Raw genomic sequence first — 18,036 nt, forward strand, 5'->3', positions numbered from 1 at the left:
GAGCACGGGCTCGTCCTGGCGCCCCGCGGCACAGGCGGCGTACCACGTTCGCCACAGCCCGCGCTCGCCCAGCGGCAGCACCGCGAGCCGGTCGAGCGAGCCCTGCGCCTCCACGATCCACCGGGGCAGGACGGCCACCCCGTAGCCGGCGCGGGCCATCTCCACCACGGCCGGCGTCGCCGCCAGCTCCATCGTCCGCCGCGGACGCACCCCGGACGGCTCCAGGAACTCGCGCTCCAGCACGCCCGTGCCCGGCTCGGCGTAATGGCAGAGAAGCGCTTCCGCGCCAAGGTGCTCGGGGGCCAGGTGCGGCTCCCGCGCTAGGCGGTGGTCCGTGCCGACGACAGCGACGATCTCGTCCCGAAACACGTCTGCCCGGTGAACCGAGGCCGGGTGCGGCGGCGCGCTGTACACCAGCGCCACGTCCACCTCCGCCGCCTGCAGCGCGCCCCAGGGATCGCGCGTGGCCTCGGGAACGAGCTGCACCTCCACGCGGGGAAAGCGCTCCCCGAACACCCGCGCCACGCGCGGAAGCCAGTGGTATCCCATGTAGCATTCCGTGCTCACCCGCAGCGCGCCCGCGTACCCCTGCGCCAGGAGAAGCAGGTCGTGCTCGGCGCGTTCCAGCTCGCGCAGCACCCGCTCCGCCGACTCCAGCAGCCGGCGCCCCTCGCGCGTGAGCTCCATCCCCTTTGCGTGCCGCCGGAACAGCGCCGCCCCGATCCGCGCCTCCAGCCGGGCCAGCTGCCGCGTGAGCGCCGGCTGCGAGTGAAACAGCCGGCGGGCCGCGCCCGTGAGCGTCCCTTCCTCGTGGATTGCCTGCACCATCTGCAGGTGCCGCAGCTTCAGGATCATGGTGGCGGATCGTCGAAAGACGCGTGCGAGATCGCGGCGGATGGCGGTCGTCCTCCCCAGGATGGAACGCCAGGCCGCAGTCCGCGCGGCGTGGCAGCCTCCGAACGCCCCCTCCGGGCTCGCGGAGCTCGCCCACCTCCCCCAAAAACCCCTGGGGGAGGTTGAACTGCTGTTTCATCCAACAGGGTGGCATAGTGCCGGACGAACTCAGAATAGGGTCGTGGCGACCATTCGTCCAATGCATCGGATGAATGGCGGCCATACCCCTGTGGCATGGGAAACCCCATGCCGTTTCGCCGCCGTGCCATCCGCGTTCGGCATTGGACGCCCGTGAGCGGGCGCCTCCACATTCCATGACGAGCCGTACGCGCCGCGGACGCGGGGCGACGGAGCGGCCCGGGCAGCATCCCCCCGAAGGGGCGGGCTCGGCCCATGGAAGCGGGTTCGCCATTCACCGCGCGGCGTACGACACGCCCGCGCACCACCGCCGCCACGATGAACTTTGACCTGAGCGCGCAGGTGCCCCTGCTGGAGCGCACGCCGTGCGTGCTGCGCGCCATGCTGGAGGGGCTGCCCCGGGAGTGGACCGATGCCGACGAGGGCACCGGGACGTGGAGCCCGTTCGCCATCGTGGGCCACCTGGCGCACGGCGAGCGCGCCAACTGGATCCCGCGCGCCCGGATGATCCTGGAGCACGGCCCCGCGATGCCGTTTCCGCCGTTCGACCGGGAGGCACAGTTCCGTGAAAGCGCCGGCAAAACGCTCGCGGAGCTCCTGGACGAGCTCGCCGCGTTGCGGACCGCCAGCCTGGAGACGCTCGCCTCGTGGCGGCTGGACGAGCGGCAGCTGGGCCTGGAAGGGCTTCACCCCGAGTTCGGGCGCGTGACGCTGGGCCAGCTGCTGGCCACGTGGGTGGCCCACGACCTGGGCCACGTCGCCCAGGTCGCGCGCGTCATGGCCAGGCAGTACCGGGAAGCCGTGGGCCCGTGGCGGGCGTACCTGCCGGTCCTGGATCGCTGACCCTCCGCCGCCCGCGGCTTTCTCGCGGCACCCCGCACGCGGGCCCCGCGCCGTGGCGTGCCTCACATCCACAGGACGATACATGGACACGACACCAGGCGCCGTATCGATTGAGCCGCCCCTCGCGCCGGAGACGCTCGCGGTGCACCCGTGGGCGTCGGCGGAGGGGCGTTCCCGGGCGCACCGCACGCTGAACGCCCCGCTCTTTCTCACCACCCAGTGGGAAGGCGGGGATCTGCCGGAGCTGGCGGATCACTTCGCGCGCGATCCGGACCGCGGGTTCTACACGCGCTTTGGCCATCCCACCGTCCGCCTGGCGGAGGAGCGGATCGCCGCGCTGGAGGGCGCCGCGGACGCGCTGCTCTTTTCGTCCGGGATGGGCGCGATCAGCACCTCGCTGCTGGCGGTGCTGCGCGCCGGGGACCACGTGGTCGCGCACCAGGCCATCTTCGCGCAGACCATCCAGTTCCTGGAGCACCTGTCCGCGTCGGCCGGCGTGCGGGTGGATTTCGTGGACGCGGCGGACCCGCGGCAGGTGGCGGCGGCGATGCGGCCGGACACGCGGCTGCTGTACCTGGAGACGCCCTCGAACCCCGCCATCGACATCCTGGACATCCAGGCGCTCGCCGCCATCGCGCGCGCCCACGGCGCGCGGGTGTTCGTCGACACCACCTTCGCCGGGCCGCTGATCCAGCGTCCCCTGTCGCTGGGCGCCGACCTCTCGCTGCAGTCTGCGAGCAAGTCGCTGGCGGGGCACGCGGACGTGCTCGCGGGCGCCGTCGCGGGTGCCGTGGACCTGGTGGCGGACATCCGGAAGATGCGCGTGCTCACCGGCCCCAGCCTGGACCCGCACGCGAGCTGGCTGCTGCTGCGGGGGATGCAGACCCTTTCGCTCCGCGTGCGCACCCAGTCCGAGACGGCGGCCGCCGTGGCGCGCCGGCTGGAGGCCAGCCCGGCGGTGTCGCACGTGCGCTATCCGTTTCTCCCGTCGCACCCGGGACACGAGGTGGCGCGGCGGCAGATGGCGCTGGGCGGCGGGATGGTGTCGTTCGCGTTCGCGGGAGGGCTGGAGGCCACGCGCCGCTTCGTGAGCGCGCTGCGCTGGATCCCGCTGGCCAGCAGCCTGGGCAGCGTGTACACCACGCTGGAGGTGCCGGAAGAGCTGGATTTTGCCACGGAGGAGATCGGCGACCGCGCCGCGTCGTTCGCCCTGCCGCCGGGGCTGGTCCGGCTCTCCATCGGCGTGGAGTCGCAGGCCGACATCGAGCGCGACATCCAGCGGGGCCTGGACGCCGTGGCGGAGGGCACGGGCGGCGCTCCGCATCCCCCGACGTCCGGGGCGTGATGGCATCGCACGGTCCCACCGCCGGCGATGATCGCGCCATCGCCGGGGCCGACGGCCGGAGGCGGGGTGCCGGGGTGCACGCGGCCGGGGTGGGCGCGGTGCTGTTCATCGTCACGGCCAGCGTGAACCTGCAGGTGCCGCTGTACCCCGCGTACGCGGCCGCGGCGGGGCTGGGCACCGGACCCACGGCGCTGATGTTCGGCGCATACGTGGCCGGCCTGCTGCCGGTGCTGGTGGGGCTGGGGGGAGCATCGGACCGCCTGGGGCGCAGGCCCGTGCTGACCGCGGGGGTCGCGCTGTCGTGCCTGGCCACGCTGCTGGTGATCCTGCGCCCGGAGTTTTCCACGCTCGTGGCCGCACGCCTGGTCCAGGGGATGGGCATGGGGCTGACCGCGGGGACGGGCACGGCGTACCTGGCGGAGCTGCCGGGGATGGACACCCCGGAGCGGGCGGCGGGCTACGCCGCGGTGACCACCTCGCTGGGCTCCGGGGCGGGCGCGCTCTTTACCGCGGCGGCGCTCCTGGCCGGTCCCACGCTGCGCCCCGCCAGCTACCCCGCCCTGCTGGCGGCCTTGGTGGCGTGCCTGGGGCTCCTGTGGATGATGCCGCGGGAGCGCCGCGCGGCGGGAGACGGGCGGGAGCGCGTGCCCGTCCTGCGCCTGCCGTCGTACCCGGCGGGGAGCCTGGCACCCGCGCTGGCGATCGCCGGCGCGTGGGCGGTGACCGGGCTGGTGTTCGTGGTAGTGCCGGCGCAGCTCGCGCGCGGGGAGATGGGCGCCTGGAGCGCGCCCGCGCTGTTCCTGGTGAACGTGTCGGGGGCGTCGTGCCAGCCCTGGGCGCGCCGGATGGGGGCGCGCCGGGCGCTGCGGACGGGGCTGTGGGTGCTCCCCGCCGGCTACGCGCTGCTGCTGGCGGGGACGGCGCTGGCCCGCGTGCCGCTGCTGCTGGCGGGCGCGGCCGTCGTGGGCGGCGCCTGCTACGGATTCACCTTCCTGGGCGGGCTCGCGGAGGCCACGCGCCTGGGAGGGGCGAACCGCGCACGGACGGTCGCGGGCTTTCTGCTCTTTGCCTACCTGGGGTTCAGCCTCGCGCCCGCGGGGGTGGGCTTCCTGGCGGACGCGATCGGCGTGGTCCCGGCCCTGGCCGCGTTCGGCGCCGCGCTCCTGCTGGCGCACGCCGCGCTCCTCTGGCGCCACGCCCGCGCGGACGCATGAGGCGGGGCACCATCGACGCCTATCGTGCCGAATGCAGATGGCGAAGGACCGACCGCACGCGTTCTTCCGGCGTGCCCCGCACTTCCAGCACGGGAACGCCGACCCCCCACGCGTCGTCGACGAGCATCTCCCGCAGCGTCCCGTCCACACGCCTCCGCAGACGCCTCCCCTCGATCTCCGGGACCTCGATGCGGTCCGGCCGCTCGACGGGAACGTAGACGATGAGGTCGAGGCGCCTCAGGACGTCCTCCGCCGATGCGACCCACCCCGCGAGCGTACTCGGATCCCTCTCGGGCAGCGCCGCCAGATACGCCAGATAGTCCGCGGGACAGCGATCAAAGAGGATTCGCTCTGCAGAAGCCCCTGCGAGCGACGTGATGGAGCGCTCGAGCTGAATCTCGAAATCCTCAGCGGTCGGCTCCGCGGAAAATGAGTGACCCTCGTCGAGGAGTGCGTAGTACGGTTCCTCGACGACCTGATAGCCGGACAGCACGTCGCCGAGCCCGTGGACAAGCGTCGATTTCCCGACGGCGTGGCTTCCCGAAAGGGCGATGCGCATTGGGAGCTTTCTCCGCAGATCGATTGCGCTGTCCGGACGCGTGTCGCCCGGCCACCTGACAGGCTGGTCCGATCAGTCCAGGATCTCCACGTGCCTCTCCGTCCCGTCCACGCGGATGCGCTGACCGTCGCGGATCAGGCGGGTGGCGTGCTGCACGCCGACGACGGCGGGGAGGCCGTACTCCCGCGCGATCACGGCGCCGTGCGTCATCAGGCCGCCCGCCTTCGTCACCAAGCCCGCGATCGCGACGAACAGCGGCGTCCAGCTCGGGTCCGTGTAGGCAGTGACGAGGATGTCGCCCGGACCGAGGGCGATCAACGAAGCTCACACTCCCCCAATGATATTGCGGATTACGAACGACGAGACTTATCTGTAACGAACCTGATTGCGTGTGGTCCAATCAGCACCATGACGAATTCGGCCGGAGGGATCCCAATGCTGTTAGGACTTCTAGTTCGCGCAGTGCTTGCTGTGGCTAAACCTTCCGAGCCCAAGGTCCCGTACTTCTACACCTCTCAGTACGGTGACTATTTGCGTGGCAAGTACAATTTTCCATACATCACAGGCAGCTATAAGTACACGTGGAGTGACACCCGCTACGGGTTTGAGGTTTGCGGACCGGCCTGGGAACGCGTCTTCTTTGGCCTTCTCGGAGAGCTGCTGCAGGCTAGAGATTTCGATATGCGTACTGCCGAGCTTTGCGATGATATCTCCGTCCTGATGGGCTATCTACTTGGCCGGGTTTACGAAGACTTGGGCAACAGCCTGACAGCGAAGCCCGATGTTTCTCACTATGAATATATCAATGCCCATTACTCCCATCAAAAGGTTTCCCAAACTTGGCTTAGTATGCGAGACATGGCGAGAGGGAATGGTTCGGCTGTCTCGTTGGAGATTGTGCAGCGCGAACTACAAGAATGGGCGGATGCGAATAAACTTCCAGTATGATCTTTATAGGAGAAGGTTTCGCAAACGGTTTCGCACTGGGCGAGTGATGCTGCAGGCAGCCGTCGTTCGGAGAGCGTCGCCGTGCTAAGTCGATGCTGCGCAGACGTCTACCTGATCCGGTCAGCCAGGACCTCCACGTACCCGTCCGTTCCATGCACGCGCATGCGCTGGCCCTCGCCGATCAGACGGGTAGCCGGCGACCGACGATCCGGGTGCGGGTGCGCACATCGGCCGACGACATCGTTGTGAAAGAGGTCTGCAAGAGGTTAACGTCCGGCGCTGCACCCTGATTTGTGACCCGCGCACCGGCAATCCGCGGCGGCGCCCTTGATGAACTTCCTTTCCATCGCACCTATGGTTCTAGAAGCCACTGCTTCACTCCTAGCGGGCAAGGTAGCGGACCTGTTCTCCGATCTGCGCAAGGAGGCTCGTGCATCCAGGGTGGTCGTGGAGGATTCCGCCCTCCGTGCATCCATCCTTCAACACTTGCGGCAGTTGAAGAACTGGTCTGAGAAGATCTCGCTGCACTCCCTTATTCAAGACAAGACGCTTGCGGAGTGCTTTGCTGAGCTGACCTTTGCCACTGGATTGGCGCCCCACGGCACTCCGGCTGCCGCGGGGACCACGCTCACTGTGGAAGAGGTTTACGATTCCTCCAGCCACGTGGCTATTCTGGGCGGGGCGGGAGCGGGGAAGTCTACTTCATTGCAGCGCGTTGCCCAGTTCGCGTACGCGCACTGGGAGCAGGGGCGCGGCGGCGTTCCCTTGCTGGTGCGCTTTCGCGACCTGCAGGACGGCGAATCGCTGATCGCATGGCTGCTTGCTGAAATCGGCGTATATGTGAACGTTCCGAACGGCATGCCGCCTCGCCAAGCTTATCGCTGGAAACTGCGCGCGCTTATCGAGGCGCTGGAGAGAATCTCCGCCGTGCTGCTGCTGGACGGGCTGGACGAGCTGCCGCCGGAGGTCCGGCTAAGCGTGGAGATCGAGATTCGCGACGTGGCCGAGGGCGCGGCCGGCGTGCGCCTGTTCCTGACCTGCAGGACGGCAGAGTACAAGATGCCGTTTGTCGGGGTGCGCGCGTACACGATTGCGCCGCTGTCACAGGAGCAAGTGGCGATGTTCGCCGTACGCTGGCTGGGCAGCTCGGATGCACCGGCATTCTGCGACGCGGTGAGCGCTGCGCCGTACGCGGGCACGGAGGTGCTTCCATTGATGCTGGCGCACCTTTGCGCCCTGTACGAGAAGCACGGCTGCCTTCCGGAGCGTCCGCTGGAAGTGTACGAGCAAATCGTCTCTCTGCTCGTGGAGATTTGGGACCGGCAGCGCGGCTTTCAGCGGCAGTCTCGGTATGCAGGTTTCCACCCGCGAAAAAAAGAGCGGTTTTTGCAGGCCATAGCGTACGAACTTACGCAGCGGGGGAGGCGAGGTACGTTCCACGACCACGACCTGGTTGCCGCCTACAACGCCGTCGCGTACAGCTTTGAGCTTCCACGCGACAGCATGCGTGAGGTAGTAGACGAGCTGGAGTCGCACACGGGGCTGGTGGTGCGGCGGGGGAACTCGCAGTTTGACTTCTTTCACGTCACCATCCAAGAGTACTTGGCAGCGATGCACGCGCCCCACCTGCCTGACCCTGTGTCGCTCCTGTACCCCAATTGCCCAAACGAACTCGCCTTAGTGATCGCGGATTCGGGCAACGTCACGGAGTACCTGCAAACGCTCCTTAACGTCTTACTGACCTCCGGCGGCGCATCGGCGATCCGGGATGCGTTCATGAAAGTGTTCCTCTACCGGCTGCAGGCGGAGCATCCGGCGATCCGTGCCTCCCCGGAACTGGGGTGGACCCTGCTGGTGCTTCTGTCGTTGACCTTGCAGGGCCGCGAGGAGAGTGGGTGGTACTCGGAGTCGATCAGCGCCGGTATCATCCGCCACCCCAAGGTATACAACTCGATGGAGATGGGTCTGCATCCGTTTTACAACCCATTTGTCGTACCGCCGGAAGGCACGGTCCATAACACGCTCCGGCCCATGCCTGTGCTAAGCCCGGGGGTGGAGCGGCGAAAGGTAGAGTTCGTGCTGGAGCACCTCGGTTTCAGGCCATGGAATTTGGATCACCCCGGAGTCCCCGCGCCGGAGTACGGCCGCTGAGACGGAGCCCGGCTGCAAACCCCGCTACGCGATGGAAGTGATCAGGCTAAACAGTGGGGCGCGAGAGGTTCTGGGCCGGCCACGGCCACTAACGTTGCCGAACTGTAGCCGGGCATTGTGCTGCCCGGCGCGCGCTTTCACTCGGCGAATGCGCCGGCATCTCCCTCGGTATGGATGCCAGCAAACTACAGGAGCTTCACCTTTCGCCGGAGACCGCGCGCTTTAGGTATTCATCCTGATGATGAACGCGCGGCTATGCGCGTTCCTGGCCATATCTTCTACCCGAGTGACAATACCGTCTGGCTGAACAGCCACGGCCACCTGCCTGGCGAGCTCACCCCCTACGTCAGGACCTCCACGTACCCGTCCGTCCCGTGCACGCGGATGCGCTGGCCGTCGCGGATCAGGCGAGTTGCTGCACGCGGACGACGGCGAGCAGGCCGTACTCGCGCGCGATCACGGCGCCGTGGGCATCAGACCGCCACCTCCGTCACCAAGCCCGCGATCGCGAACAACGGCATCCAGCGGGGAAATCCGTGTAGGCGGTGACAAGGATGTCGCCCCACTCCGGACCGTTCTGACGCGGGCTCGGCCCTCGACGGTACCGGCGGACACCGCCAAGCCCACCAGCGCGCCGGCCGGCTGTCGCGGCGGTACGCGCCAGCGACCACCTCGCCCTCCGACGTGGGCACGCGCGGCGGCGTGAGCGCCTGATACGCCCTGAACGCGTCCCCGCGCCGGGGAGCAATGTCAGGCGGCCTGGCGCATCACGCCGAAGTCCGTTCCGGCCAGACAAGCTCCAGCGTGCCACCCACTGGCAGGTTCCGCCACAGCTCCAGCATCTCCTTCCAACCCGCGCAGACGACGGCGATCTCCTCGTCCGAGAAGCGTCGCGGCCGGTGACCGGGAGGCGTCCAGACGTAGCGTTGAAGCCGGCTCCGCAGGACAGGGGACTCTGGCCCAAGGCCCTCCTCGAGCGCCTGGTTGAAGAGACCGACGAGGATCTCGGTCTCCGTGAGCTCATGCTTGTTCTCCCTGAGCACCTGCTTGGAGCGTTCGGCCGCGTGCGGCCTGCGACGCCCGCTCACGTGGGTCAGGCTTCCGAACACGGCCCCGTCGGCCACGCTTCCCCAGAACCCCCGGCGGATGTCCAACCCGCGCTCGACCGCAAAGTGGGCAAGGTCGTGCGGGATCGCCGCCATGTGGCCCACGCCCTTGACGTTGTACTTCACCCCGTCGGAGCGGGTGATGAGCGTCTCGTATCGACGCTCATCGAGGCGTGTCAGCTGCAACAGCACGATCGCTCTCCGTTCAGAATGTTCGCAGTCGACTGGCGTGCCACCCGGCGACACGCCGGGCTCGCCCGCTACGCCAGGATCTCGACGTACCCGTCCGTACCGTGCACGCGGATGCGCTGGCCGTCGCGGATCAGGCGGGTCGCCTGCTGCACGCCCACGACGGCGGGCAGGCCGTACTCGCGCGCGATCACGGCGCCGTGGGTCATCAGGCCGCCCACCTCCGTCACCAGGCCCTTGATCGCGACGAACAGGGGCGTCCAGCTGGGGTCGGTGTACGCGGTCACCAGGATGTCGCCCGGCTCGAGGTCCGCCTGCGCCACGTCCAGGATCACACGGGCGCGACCCTCGACGGTGCCCGCGGACACCGCCAGGCCCACCAGCGCGCCAGCCGGCAGATTCTCGCGGCGGTACGCGCCAGCAACCATCTCGCCGTCCGACGTGAGCACGCGCGGCGGCGTGAGCGCCTGGTACGACCGATACGCGTCCCGGCGCTCGCGAATGAGCGCGTCGTCCAACTGCCGCGTGCGCACGACCTCCTGCAGCTCCTCGAAGCGGAGGTAGAAGATGTCCTCCGCGTCACGCAGCACGCCGGCCTGCACCAGGCGCCCGGCTTCTTCCATCAGCGCCTGCTTGTAGACGAAGTATCCGCTGACCATGCCGTACTTGGGGTACTCGCGGTAGCCGGCAAAAGCGCGGACGCGATCGATCATCCGCTTCGTCTCCTCCGCCTTTGCCTCGCCGTCCGGCAGGGCCCGCAGGCGCGCCAGCACCTCACGCTCCTTCTTCCGCGCCTCTTCCCTCCCCTGCTCAAAGCGCCGCGTAGCCTCGCCCGGCGGGAAGTTGCGGACGTTGCCGAGGATCAGGGGCACGAGCATGCGGGGATGCTCGCTCCAGCGCGGCCGCGTGATGTCGATCTCGCCGACAGCGCGCATGCCGTACCGATCCAGCCAGCCCTGGATGGCATCGCGCGCCTCGCGCCCGCCCGGCAGCCGGGGCAGCTCGTCCAGGAAACCGTCGTGCTCCACGCGCTGCAGGAACGCCACCACCTGCGGGTGCGGGCGGATGGCGTCGGCGACGTCCAGCAGCGCCAGCCCCATCTCCGACGTGACGTTGTGCGGGACGGACTGCGTGAGCACGTCGGCCACGTTCTTTTCGCCCAGCCACGCCTCCAGCCGCTCGTTGAGCCACCACGCGGCTTCCATCCCCGCCATGATCACCGGCAGGCTCCGCGGATCGAACTGGCTCACCTTCCGCTCCTTGAGGTCGGCCTGGATAAAGTCCAGCAGCGCGGGTCCGGACCGGTCCCGGATGTCGCGCTTCAGTGCCTCGATGCCCTCCCGGCTGCGCGCGATCAGCTCCTCGACGAGGGCCGGATCGGTCTCGATCGGAGCGCCCGCGCTGCTGGGCGCCGTCCATCCGGGCCCTTCCTCCGCGGGCGGAGGAAGAAAGTCGCCGCGGTCCAGGAGGGTCTGCAGCGCGTCGCCGATGAGCGGATCGTTCTTCCCCACCATCCCGAACAGCCCCGCGCGGCTCACCGGCGAGGCCAGGATCTGCGTGACGTCCACGAACAGCCGCCCGCCGGCCTCCGCCATGGGGCGCGCGGTCGTCATCTGCCAGAAGGAGAGGCCCAGGGGCTTGAAAGGATCGGTCATCATCTGCTGATGGCCGACGGAGATGTAGACGTGGTTCTGCCCGTCGCCGCTTTCAGGGACGGGGAACAGCGTGGTGATGGGGCGGCTCTGGACGACGTGGAACTCGTCGTCCGCCAGGCACCACTCGATGTCCTGCGGGCTGCCGAAGTGCGCCTCGATGCGCCGGCCCAGCTCCACGAGCCGCACGGCCTGCGCGTCCGTCAGCGCGGGCTGCGCCTGCCGCTCCGGCTCGATCGTCCGCTCCTCCGTCCCGCCGTCCGGCGCGGGGAGGATGGCCAGCTGCTTGTCGCCGAGGGTCCGGTCGATCACCGCGCCGTCCCGCACCTTGTAGACGTCCGCGTTCACCCGGCCTGAAACGAGCGCCTCGCCCAGGCCGAAGCTGGCCTCCACGGACGCGACCTCGCGGTGGCCCGTGACGGGATCGGCCGTGAACAGGATGCCGGACGCCCGCGGAAACACCATCCGCTGCACCACGACGGCCATCTGGACGTCACGGTGATCGATGCCGCTCCGCAGGCGGTAGGTCACGGCGCGCTCCGTAAAGAGGGAAGCCCAGCATCGGCTCACGTGGCGCAGAACCGCCGCGGGGCCGACGACGTTCAGGTAGGTGTCCTGCTGCCCCGCGAACGAGGCCGTCGGCAGGTCCTCCGCCGTGGCGCTGGACCGGACGGCGCACGCGACGCCCTCGCCCAGCCGGGCAAGCGCCCCGGTGATCGCCGCCGCGAGGTCGTCCGGGATGGCAATCGATTCGATGGTTTCGCGGATCTCCGCGCTGCGCGTGCGGATCGCCTCGCGGTCGTCCGGCTCCAGGCGCGACAGCCCGTCCAGCCGGTCCTCGATGGACGGCGCCCGCGACAGGATCCTCCGGAACGCGTCCGTCGTCACGCAAAAGCCGGCCGGCACGTGGAGGCCCTCGATGCGCGAAAGCTCGCCCAGGTGCGCGCCCTTGCCGCCCACGAGCGCGACCTGCGCCTGGTCGATCTCCTGCAAATCCAGCACGTAGCGGTCGGTCATCTCACGACTCCATGCTCACGGGGTTGGCCTTCGCCGGGAAAATTTTCGGCCGCCAATCCTGTCATCCGCCCCCCGCCTTCCCGCAAGCCGGGGGGTGTGTTATACTTTGATCACGGCGGAGAGGGCGATGCTCCCGCCTGCACGCGATCGACGCAAAAACAGCCAGGGCGCAGGGGAGATCATCCCCCGCGCCCTTTTCGCGTTCACGGGCTTCGTCCGCCCGTCACGGCACCGGATGCACGCCTCCCGCGGCGATGATCGTCAGCGCGGCGGGAGGACGAGGCCCTGGATCTCGGTGATCGCGCCGGCGTCCAGCGCGCGGATGGACGGCCGGCCCAGGAGCGCGAGGGTGCGGCGCAGCTCGCCGCGCAGCATCTCCAGCACCTGCTCCACCCCCGCCTGCCCGCCAACGGCGAGGCCCCAGAGCGCGGGCCGGCCCACCAGCACGGCGCGCGCGCCCAGCGCGAGCGCCTTCACCACGTCGGTGCCGCGCCGGATGCCGCCGTCCATCAGCACCGGGATGCGCTCCCCGACGGCATCCGCCACGCGGGGGAGGGCCAGGAGCGTGGGCTCGGCGCAGTCCAGCTGGCGCCCGCCGTGGTTGGAGACGATGACGGCGTCGGCACCGTGCTCCACCGCCAGCGCGGCGTCCTCCGGGGTCACGATCCCCTTGAGCACGATGGGAAGGCGCGTGATGGAGCGCAGCCATTCCACCGCGCTCCAGGTGAGCGTGGGGTCGAACTCGCGGGCGATGAACGCCTCGAGCCCCGATCCCGGCGCGCCTTCGGGAAAGCCGGCCTGCCGCAGCCCGCTGAAGTTGGCCATCTCCAGCTCCGGCGGCAGGCGGAACCCCGTGCGGTTGTCGCGCTCGCGGTTGCCCTGCACGGGCATGGTCACCGTCAGGCACAGCGCCGTGCACCCCGCCGCCTCGGCGCGCTGCACCATCTCGCGCGTGATCTCACGCTGGCGGTAGACGTACAGCTGGAACCAGAGCGGCCCCGGCGCGGCCGCCGCGGTGTCCTGCACGGTGGTCGTGGAGAGGGTGCTCGCCACCATCAGCGTACCGGCGGCGCGCGCGGCGCGGGCGCTGGCCTTCTCGCCCTCGGGGTGCGCCAGGCGCTGAAAGGCGGTGGGCGCGAGCAGGATGGGCATCGACAGCCGCTCGCCCAGGACCTCGACGGAGGTGTCGACCTCGCCCACGTCCACCAGCACGCGCGGACGCAGGTAGAAGCGGCTGAACGCGGCCCGGTTGGCGCGCAGCGTGGTCTCGTCCTCGGCGCCGCCGGCGTAGTAGTTGTAGGCCGACTCCGTGAGCACGGCGCGCGCGGCCGGCTCCAGCGCCTCGCAGTTGGGGGCCTTCAGGTCTTGAGATGTCATACCGGGGATTATCTCATTCCCCCGCCCCGAGCGAAAGAGCCTCCCGCACCAGGTGGGGGCTCGACCGGACGGCGTTCGGCGCGGATGCACGCGGCGGAGTCCCGGCCTCCTGCGCTCCGAGCCCTCCTCGTCGGTGGATCGCGTTGTCGATCCCCGCGGGACTCGTTCGTCGTCTTCGTAGAATCACCAGAACGCGGTCTCACCCCCCGGAAAGGAACAGCGCCATGTCCAAGGTCGTCGCACTCATGTCCATGTCGCTCGACGGCTACGTCGCCGACCCCGGTGACGGGGTGAACGAGGTGTTCGACTGGTACTTCGCCTCGGGAGACGTGGAGTTCCCCACCGGCGGGTCCGATCCCATGACGTTCAGGGTGTCCCCGCCCAGCGCCGAGCACCTGCGCGGCCTCTGGTCCGAGCTGGGCGCCGTGCTCACCGGCCGCCGCACCTTCGACGTCGCCCAGGGCTGGGGCGGAAACCACGCCTGGGGGCCGGCCTTCGTGCTCACCCACAGCGTCCCGGATGGCTGGCCGCGCCCCGGCTCCACGGTCCACTTCGTGACGGACGGCATCGAGAGCGCCGTGCGCCAGGCCAAAGCGGCCGCCGGCGAAAAGTCCGTGGGCGTCCACGGCGCCGACACCATCCAGCAGCTGCTGAACGCGGGCCTGCTCGACGAGATCAACGTGGACGTCGCGGCGGTCCTGCTCGGCTCCGGGATCCGGCTGTTCGACCACCTCGCCGCCACACCCGCCGTTCTCGGCAGCCCGTCGGTCATCGCGGGTGTGGGCGTAACGCACCTGCGCTACCCGGTGCGCAAGGCGTAGCCCGGTCTGCTCGATCGCGATCACGTCCCGCGGCCAGGACATGACCGCGCGTCTACTCTCGCGCGATCCAGTCGAGCACCGGCGCGAGCCACTCCGCGCGCGGGCGGTAGAAGGCGCCGTGCCCCGCGCCCGTTTCGATGCGGATCTCGCGGTGCTCGCCCGGCGCGCGCGCCTGCTGGAAGAGCGGATCGCATGAGGTCCCGAGCTCGTCCGAGGCCTCGTAGATGGAGAGGATGCGTCCGCGCACGTCCATGTCGTCGCGGCCCCGCACCCAGTCGCCGCAGGAAGCCAGGAACACGAACGGGATGCGCGGATCCTGGAGCAGCGCCGACGCGACCATCGCGATGGCGCCGCCCTTGGAGAACCCGACCACCGCGATGCGCTCCGCCGGCACGCCCGCGGCCATCAGCCGGCGCACCTGGTCCGCTACGTGGGCGCCGAACGCGCGAAAGTCCGTCCCCGGCGGGCGCTGCTCGGCGATCACGTCGGCCCCGGAGGCCGCCAGCGTGTCCAGGATCTGCTGATACGCGTACGTGCCGAAGCGCTCGTCCGCCGCGGGGAGGCCCTGCTCCTCGACGATGCGCGCGTGGAGGTAGATCACGTAGCGCGCGCCGGGCCGCACCTGGGCCGGCACGTCGCCCAGGATGGCGCCGCGCTGCGCCAGCGCCGGCGCGGCGGACAGCAGGAGCCCGGCCGCGACGGCGGCGGCGCGGAGCCTTCGCGACTGCAGGAAGCGAAGAAGCATCGAGGTTGGGGCGAGGCTGGGGTTCCGCGGGTCGTGAGGCGAGAGTGGAATCATAGGGGGAACGCCAGTAGAACGTCCACCCAGCCGCGGCGCGGGCAACCCCGACCGCGCGTCAGGCGGATGCGACCCGCGATCCTCCACCGCTGCGAGCTTGTGCGTCGTTCCGTGCGCGGCGCATGCTCCGGTACGACGCTCAACGCGGTTGAGCCCGGACGTTCGGCTCAGAGCCGACCCACCTGCTCCGAAGCTCCGCCATGGACATCGAGCCCATGAAGTACACGCGGGTGGAGTACGAGCGGCGGTTTCTCGTCGCCCCGCACGCGGACTGGCGCGCGTTCGTGGAGCCCTACTCCAAGGCGCTGACGGACACGTACCTCGCCCAGACCCGACTTCGCTTGAGGATCATCGAAGACTCGGACGCCACGCGGCGGGCATTCAAGCTCACGAAGAAGCTCGAATCGGAGTCTCCCTACTTCCAGGCAGTCGGCAGCCTCTATCTCGCGTCCGCCGAGTTCCAGGTCCTCGGCATGCTCGGGGGCGACGGGCTGCGAAAGGTCCGCCACTACCACCGGCGCGGCGAGCACGTCTTTTCGATCGACGAGTTCCAGGGCGAGCTGGCGGGCCTCGTGCTGTGCGAGGTCGAGGCGGCGGACCTGGATGAGCTGATGCGGATCTCGCCCCCGGAGTACGCGGACGTGGAAGTCACGGAGGATGCGTTCTTCACCGGAGGCAACCTCTGCCGCACCAGCCGCGCCGAGCTCCAGCGCAAGCTCGGCGCCACGCCGGGGTCCGCCTTTCGGCCGCCGCGCGTCTGAATGATGGGATCGAGCACGGCAGCCCCGGCGAGCGTTTCGCCGGGGCTGCCGTGCTTGTACCAGCAGAGTGCACGAAGGTCCGTGGCGCGGTCGCGAAGCTCAGGCGCACGGCACCCGGCTCCGCGCGCCCATCATCGAACGTCGCCAAGTGCAGGGAGATGTACGAAAGGTCCAAAATTAACTCGTTCCCGCGAGCGATGACAGGGGATGATCGCCCATTGATGAACCGTTGATCCCCGATTGACGGCTGTCCGTCAGACTTCCGTCCGGCGACCGGGGAAACCGCCCCGGGCGACCGATCTCACCTTTCGGGAGGAGAAGCACCCATGTCGGCACGTAGCGTGAAAGCCACCTTCGTCAACACCACGAACCAGTTCCTGACCCTCCAGTCGACGCAGCTCGTACACGGGGAGTGGGGGACGCAGCCCCCCGCCACCATCCAGCCCAACGGCCAAGGCGAATGGGAAGCGCACAGCCACGGATTCGCGACCGGTGTCGAGGGAACCGTGGCGTACCACATCGGCCAGGGGCAGAGCCAGTCGGTCTCCGCGTACTTCGACGATCCGTACATCGGCAGCGACGAGTTCACCTGCACCGTGACCCCGCCCACGGCGTTCACCTGCGCCGTCACGTCCAGCGGTGGCGACGATGCCGAGGTGACGTACACGCTGTCGGCCGCCTGATCGGGGAGGGATGACCGAATGCCTGTCAAACGCGCGCCCCCGGAGGCGCTGGCGCACGTGCCGGACGGTCACCTGGCACCGGCGGCCTTGCAGCAGTACTGCAACTCCTTCTCGCTGGGGCCCATCACCATCCAGTACTGCGTGGATCCCGGCGTTCCGCAGGTCACCTACACCGTGACGCTGCTGGGCGTGAGCATCGGAAGCGGCGTGCTCGACACGAACGATCCGTCCGTGACGCTCGGCGGCTCGGTGGCGGGGTTCAAGGCACAGATCACCCTGGCCGCGAGCTTTACCGAGGACCAGGTGACGTACGACATCACGTTGTGCACGCCGTTCGGCGGCTGCACGGAGTACAGCGGCGTCCTGTTCTCCTGGTGAGACCACGCCCCGTGCGCGAAGCAGCATCTCGTGCGCCGCGGGTTGTCGAACCGTCCGCCGGTCCCGCGCCTTCCACGCGCCGGCTGACGCGCGGATTCGTTCGCAACGAAGAGACGGGCTCAGCCGGTGTGCGGCTGAGCCCGTCTTTGACTTTTGTTGATGAGGCGACATCCGACTGCCGCTCGCCCGGATTCTCGCTCCACCTTGCAGGCTGAACACAGCGACTCGCGCGCCAACACCATCGGATGCGGCCGTCAGCGGACCACCCGCCGAAATGAAGCACGAGTTTCCCACGTCGACCACGACAGAGCAATCGCGTTTCGCGTCAATCATCGTACGGATAGGTTAGAATCCGGGGTGCCAGTGCCATCCGGCCTCGTCCAACGACGCGGGCCGCCGCTGGTTGCACTCAGAGGCGCGCCATGAGGGCGGGCCTCGATTCTATTCACGACGATGGAGACGCGATGAAGAAGCTGAAGCTGGATGCCGACGCGCTGCGCGTGGAATCTCTCGAAGTTGCCCCCGCCACTGAAGGCGTTGGGACAGTGCGAGGCAACGCATCCCCCACGCCCACGTACGAGCTGACCTGCACGGGCGACTGCAATACACTCCAGTACGGTGTAGAGAGCTGCTGGTACGTCTGTCCGTGAACGGAGCGGGGCGGCAGTGCGAACTGCCGCCCCGCTACCGACGTCGAGAGCGCTGATGCACCCTCTTTTCCCTCCCCGGAACATACCTCGCCCCACTCCAACCATCACTCCGCACCGCCGCCCACGAACGCCGCCAGGTGCTCGCCGGTGAGCGTGGAGCGCGCCGCCACCAGGTCGGCAGGCGTGCCTTCGAACACGATGCGGCCGCCGTCGTGGCCGGCGCCGGGGCCCAGGTCGATGATCCAGTCGGCGTGGGCCATCACGGCCTGGTGGTGCTCGATCACGATCACCGACTCTCCGCTGTCCACCAGCCGGTCCAACAGGCCCAGCAGCTGCCGCAGGTCCGCCAGGTGCAGGCCCGTGGTGGGCTCGTCCAGCACGTAGACCCCGCCCTTCTCGCCGAGGTGGGTGGCCAGCTTGAGCCGCTGCCTCTCCCCTCCCGAGAGAGTGGTCAGCGGCTGGCCCAGGTTGACATAACCCAGCCCCACGTCGTCCAGCCGGGCCAGGATGG

At 69.2% G+C, this 18,036-nt stretch carries 17 protein-coding genes and 2 pseudogenes; 10 read left to right on the forward strand and 9 right to left on the reverse strand.

Annotation, left to right across the window (positions count from 1 at the left end):
• The coding region (locus tag VFZ20_RS00085) for a LysR family transcriptional regulator (RefSeq protein WP_329681766.1) at nt 1–855 on the reverse strand (855 nt) is incomplete at its 3' end.
• Between the two features lie 495 nt (nt 856–1,350).
• Between VFZ20_RS00085 and VFZ20_RS00090 the strand changes: the two genes are divergently transcribed.
• The 3 genes from VFZ20_RS00090 (at nt 1,351) to VFZ20_RS00100 (ending at nt 4,434) form a co-directional block, all read left to right on the forward strand.
• Entirely contained in the window at nt 1,351–1,875 is a 525-nt protein-coding gene (locus VFZ20_RS00090) for a DinB family protein (RefSeq protein WP_329681767.1), read from the forward strand.
• 82 nt (nt 1,876–1,957) lie between these two features.
• Nucleotides 1,958–3,220 carry an aminotransferase class I/II-fold pyridoxal phosphate-dependent enzyme gene (locus VFZ20_RS00095; protein ID WP_329681768.1) on the forward strand — a complete coding sequence of 421 codons (1,263 nt, stop codon included), beginning with the start codon at nt 1,958–1,960 and terminating at the stop codon, nt 3,218–3,220.
• Nucleotides 3,220–4,434, forward strand: a complete 1,215-nt coding sequence (locus tag VFZ20_RS00100; RefSeq protein ID WP_329681769.1) for an MFS transporter — start codon at nt 3,220–3,222, stop codon at nt 4,432–4,434. The genes VFZ20_RS00095 and VFZ20_RS00100 overlap by 1 nt, the downstream gene beginning before the upstream one ends.
• A 19-nt stretch (nt 4,435–4,453) precedes the next feature.
• On the opposite strand, the gene VFZ20_RS00105 is transcribed toward VFZ20_RS00100, so the two are convergent.
• On the reverse strand, nt 4,454–4,993 hold the full coding sequence (locus tag VFZ20_RS00105) for an AAA family ATPase (RefSeq protein WP_329681770.1): 540 nt from the start codon (nt 4,991–4,993) through the stop codon (nt 4,454–4,456).
• A gap of 72 nt (nt 4,994–5,065) precedes the next feature.
• A pseudogene (locus tag VFZ20_RS00110) lies at nt 5,066–5,302 on the reverse strand (PEP-utilizing enzyme); the annotation flags it as partial.
• A 99-nt stretch (nt 5,303–5,401) separates the two neighbouring features.
• On the opposite strand from VFZ20_RS00110, the gene VFZ20_RS00115 reads away from it, so the two are divergent.
• On the forward strand, nt 5,402–5,941 hold the full coding sequence (locus tag VFZ20_RS00115; protein ID WP_329681772.1) for a hypothetical protein: 540 nt from the start codon (nt 5,402–5,404) through the stop codon (nt 5,939–5,941).
• A gap of 330 nt (nt 5,942–6,271) precedes the next feature.
• Nucleotides 6,272–8,092: an NACHT domain-containing protein gene (locus VFZ20_RS00120; RefSeq protein ID WP_329681773.1), complete on the forward strand. Its 1,821-nt coding sequence runs from the start codon at nt 6,272–6,274 to the stop codon at nt 8,090–8,092.
• 341 nt (nt 8,093–8,433) lie between these two features.
• On the opposite strand, the pseudogene VFZ20_RS32675 reads toward VFZ20_RS00120, so the two are convergent.
• The 4 genes and pseudogenes from VFZ20_RS32675 to VFZ20_RS00135 all read right to left on the reverse strand — a co-directional run.
• Nucleotides 8,434–8,832, reverse strand: a pseudogene (locus VFZ20_RS32675) (PEP-utilizing enzyme); the annotation flags it as partial.
• Nucleotides 8,833–8,859: 27 nt separating this feature from the next.
• Entirely contained in the window at nt 8,860–9,390 is a 531-nt protein-coding gene (locus VFZ20_RS00125; RefSeq protein WP_329681774.1) for a hypothetical protein, read from the reverse strand.
• Between the two features lie 68 nt (nt 9,391–9,458).
• Nucleotides 9,459–12,056: a rifamycin-inactivating phosphotransferase gene (gene rph / locus VFZ20_RS00130; RefSeq protein WP_329681775.1), complete on the reverse strand. Its 2,598-nt coding sequence runs from the start codon at nt 12,054–12,056 to the stop codon at nt 9,459–9,461.
• 261 nt (nt 12,057–12,317) lie between these two features.
• Complete coding sequence (locus tag VFZ20_RS00135) at nt 12,318–13,433, reverse strand: alpha-hydroxy acid oxidase (protein ID WP_329681776.1); 1,116 nt, start codon at nt 13,431–13,433, stop codon at nt 12,318–12,320.
• 224 nt (nt 13,434–13,657) lie between these two features.
• Between VFZ20_RS00135 and VFZ20_RS00140 the strand changes: the two genes are divergently transcribed.
• On the forward strand, nt 13,658–14,254 hold the full coding sequence (locus tag VFZ20_RS00140; protein WP_329681777.1) for a dihydrofolate reductase family protein: 597 nt from the start codon (nt 13,658–13,660) through the stop codon (nt 14,252–14,254).
• A gap of 52 nt (nt 14,255–14,306) precedes the next feature.
• Here the strand turns inward: VFZ20_RS00140 and VFZ20_RS00145 are convergent, their stop codons facing one another.
• The gene (locus VFZ20_RS00145) at nt 14,307–14,999 is read right to left on the reverse strand and encodes an alpha/beta hydrolase (protein ID WP_329681778.1); all 693 of its coding nucleotides are present in this window, start codon (nt 14,997–14,999) and stop codon (nt 14,307–14,309) included.
• A gap of 254 nt (nt 15,000–15,253) precedes the next feature.
• On the opposite strand from VFZ20_RS00145, the gene VFZ20_RS00150 reads away from it, so the two are divergent.
• The 4 genes from VFZ20_RS00150 to VFZ20_RS00165 all read left to right on the forward strand — a co-directional run bounded on the left by VFZ20_RS00150 (nt 15,254) and on the right by VFZ20_RS00165 (nt 17,525).
• Nucleotides 15,254–15,814, forward strand: coding sequence for a hypothetical protein (locus VFZ20_RS00150; RefSeq protein WP_329681779.1), 561 nt, complete (start codon nt 15,254–15,256; stop codon nt 15,812–15,814).
• A 326-nt stretch (nt 15,815–16,140) separates the two neighbouring features.
• Nucleotides 16,141–16,497, forward strand: coding sequence for a hypothetical protein (locus VFZ20_RS00155; protein ID WP_329681780.1), 357 nt, complete (start codon nt 16,141–16,143; stop codon nt 16,495–16,497).
• Nucleotides 16,498–16,515: 18 nt separating this feature from the next.
• Nucleotides 16,516–16,875: a hypothetical protein gene (locus VFZ20_RS00160; protein ID WP_329681781.1), complete on the forward strand. Its 360-nt coding sequence runs from the start codon at nt 16,516–16,518 to the stop codon at nt 16,873–16,875.
• A 464-nt stretch (nt 16,876–17,339) separates the two neighbouring features.
• Nucleotides 17,340–17,525, forward strand: coding sequence for a hypothetical protein (locus tag VFZ20_RS00165; protein WP_329681782.1), 186 nt, complete (start codon nt 17,340–17,342; stop codon nt 17,523–17,525).
• Between the two features lie 104 nt (nt 17,526–17,629).
• Here the strand turns inward: VFZ20_RS00165 and VFZ20_RS00170 are convergent.
• Nucleotides 17,630–18,036, reverse strand: a 407-nt coding sequence (locus VFZ20_RS00170) for an ATP-binding cassette domain-containing protein (RefSeq protein ID WP_329681783.1), incomplete at its 5' end; no start/stop codon positions are given.

Origin of the sequence: Longimicrobium sp., from assembly GCF_036280135.1 — a bacterium.
Classification (GTDB): Bacteria; Gemmatimonadota; Gemmatimonadetes; order Longimicrobiales; family Longimicrobiaceae; genus Longimicrobium.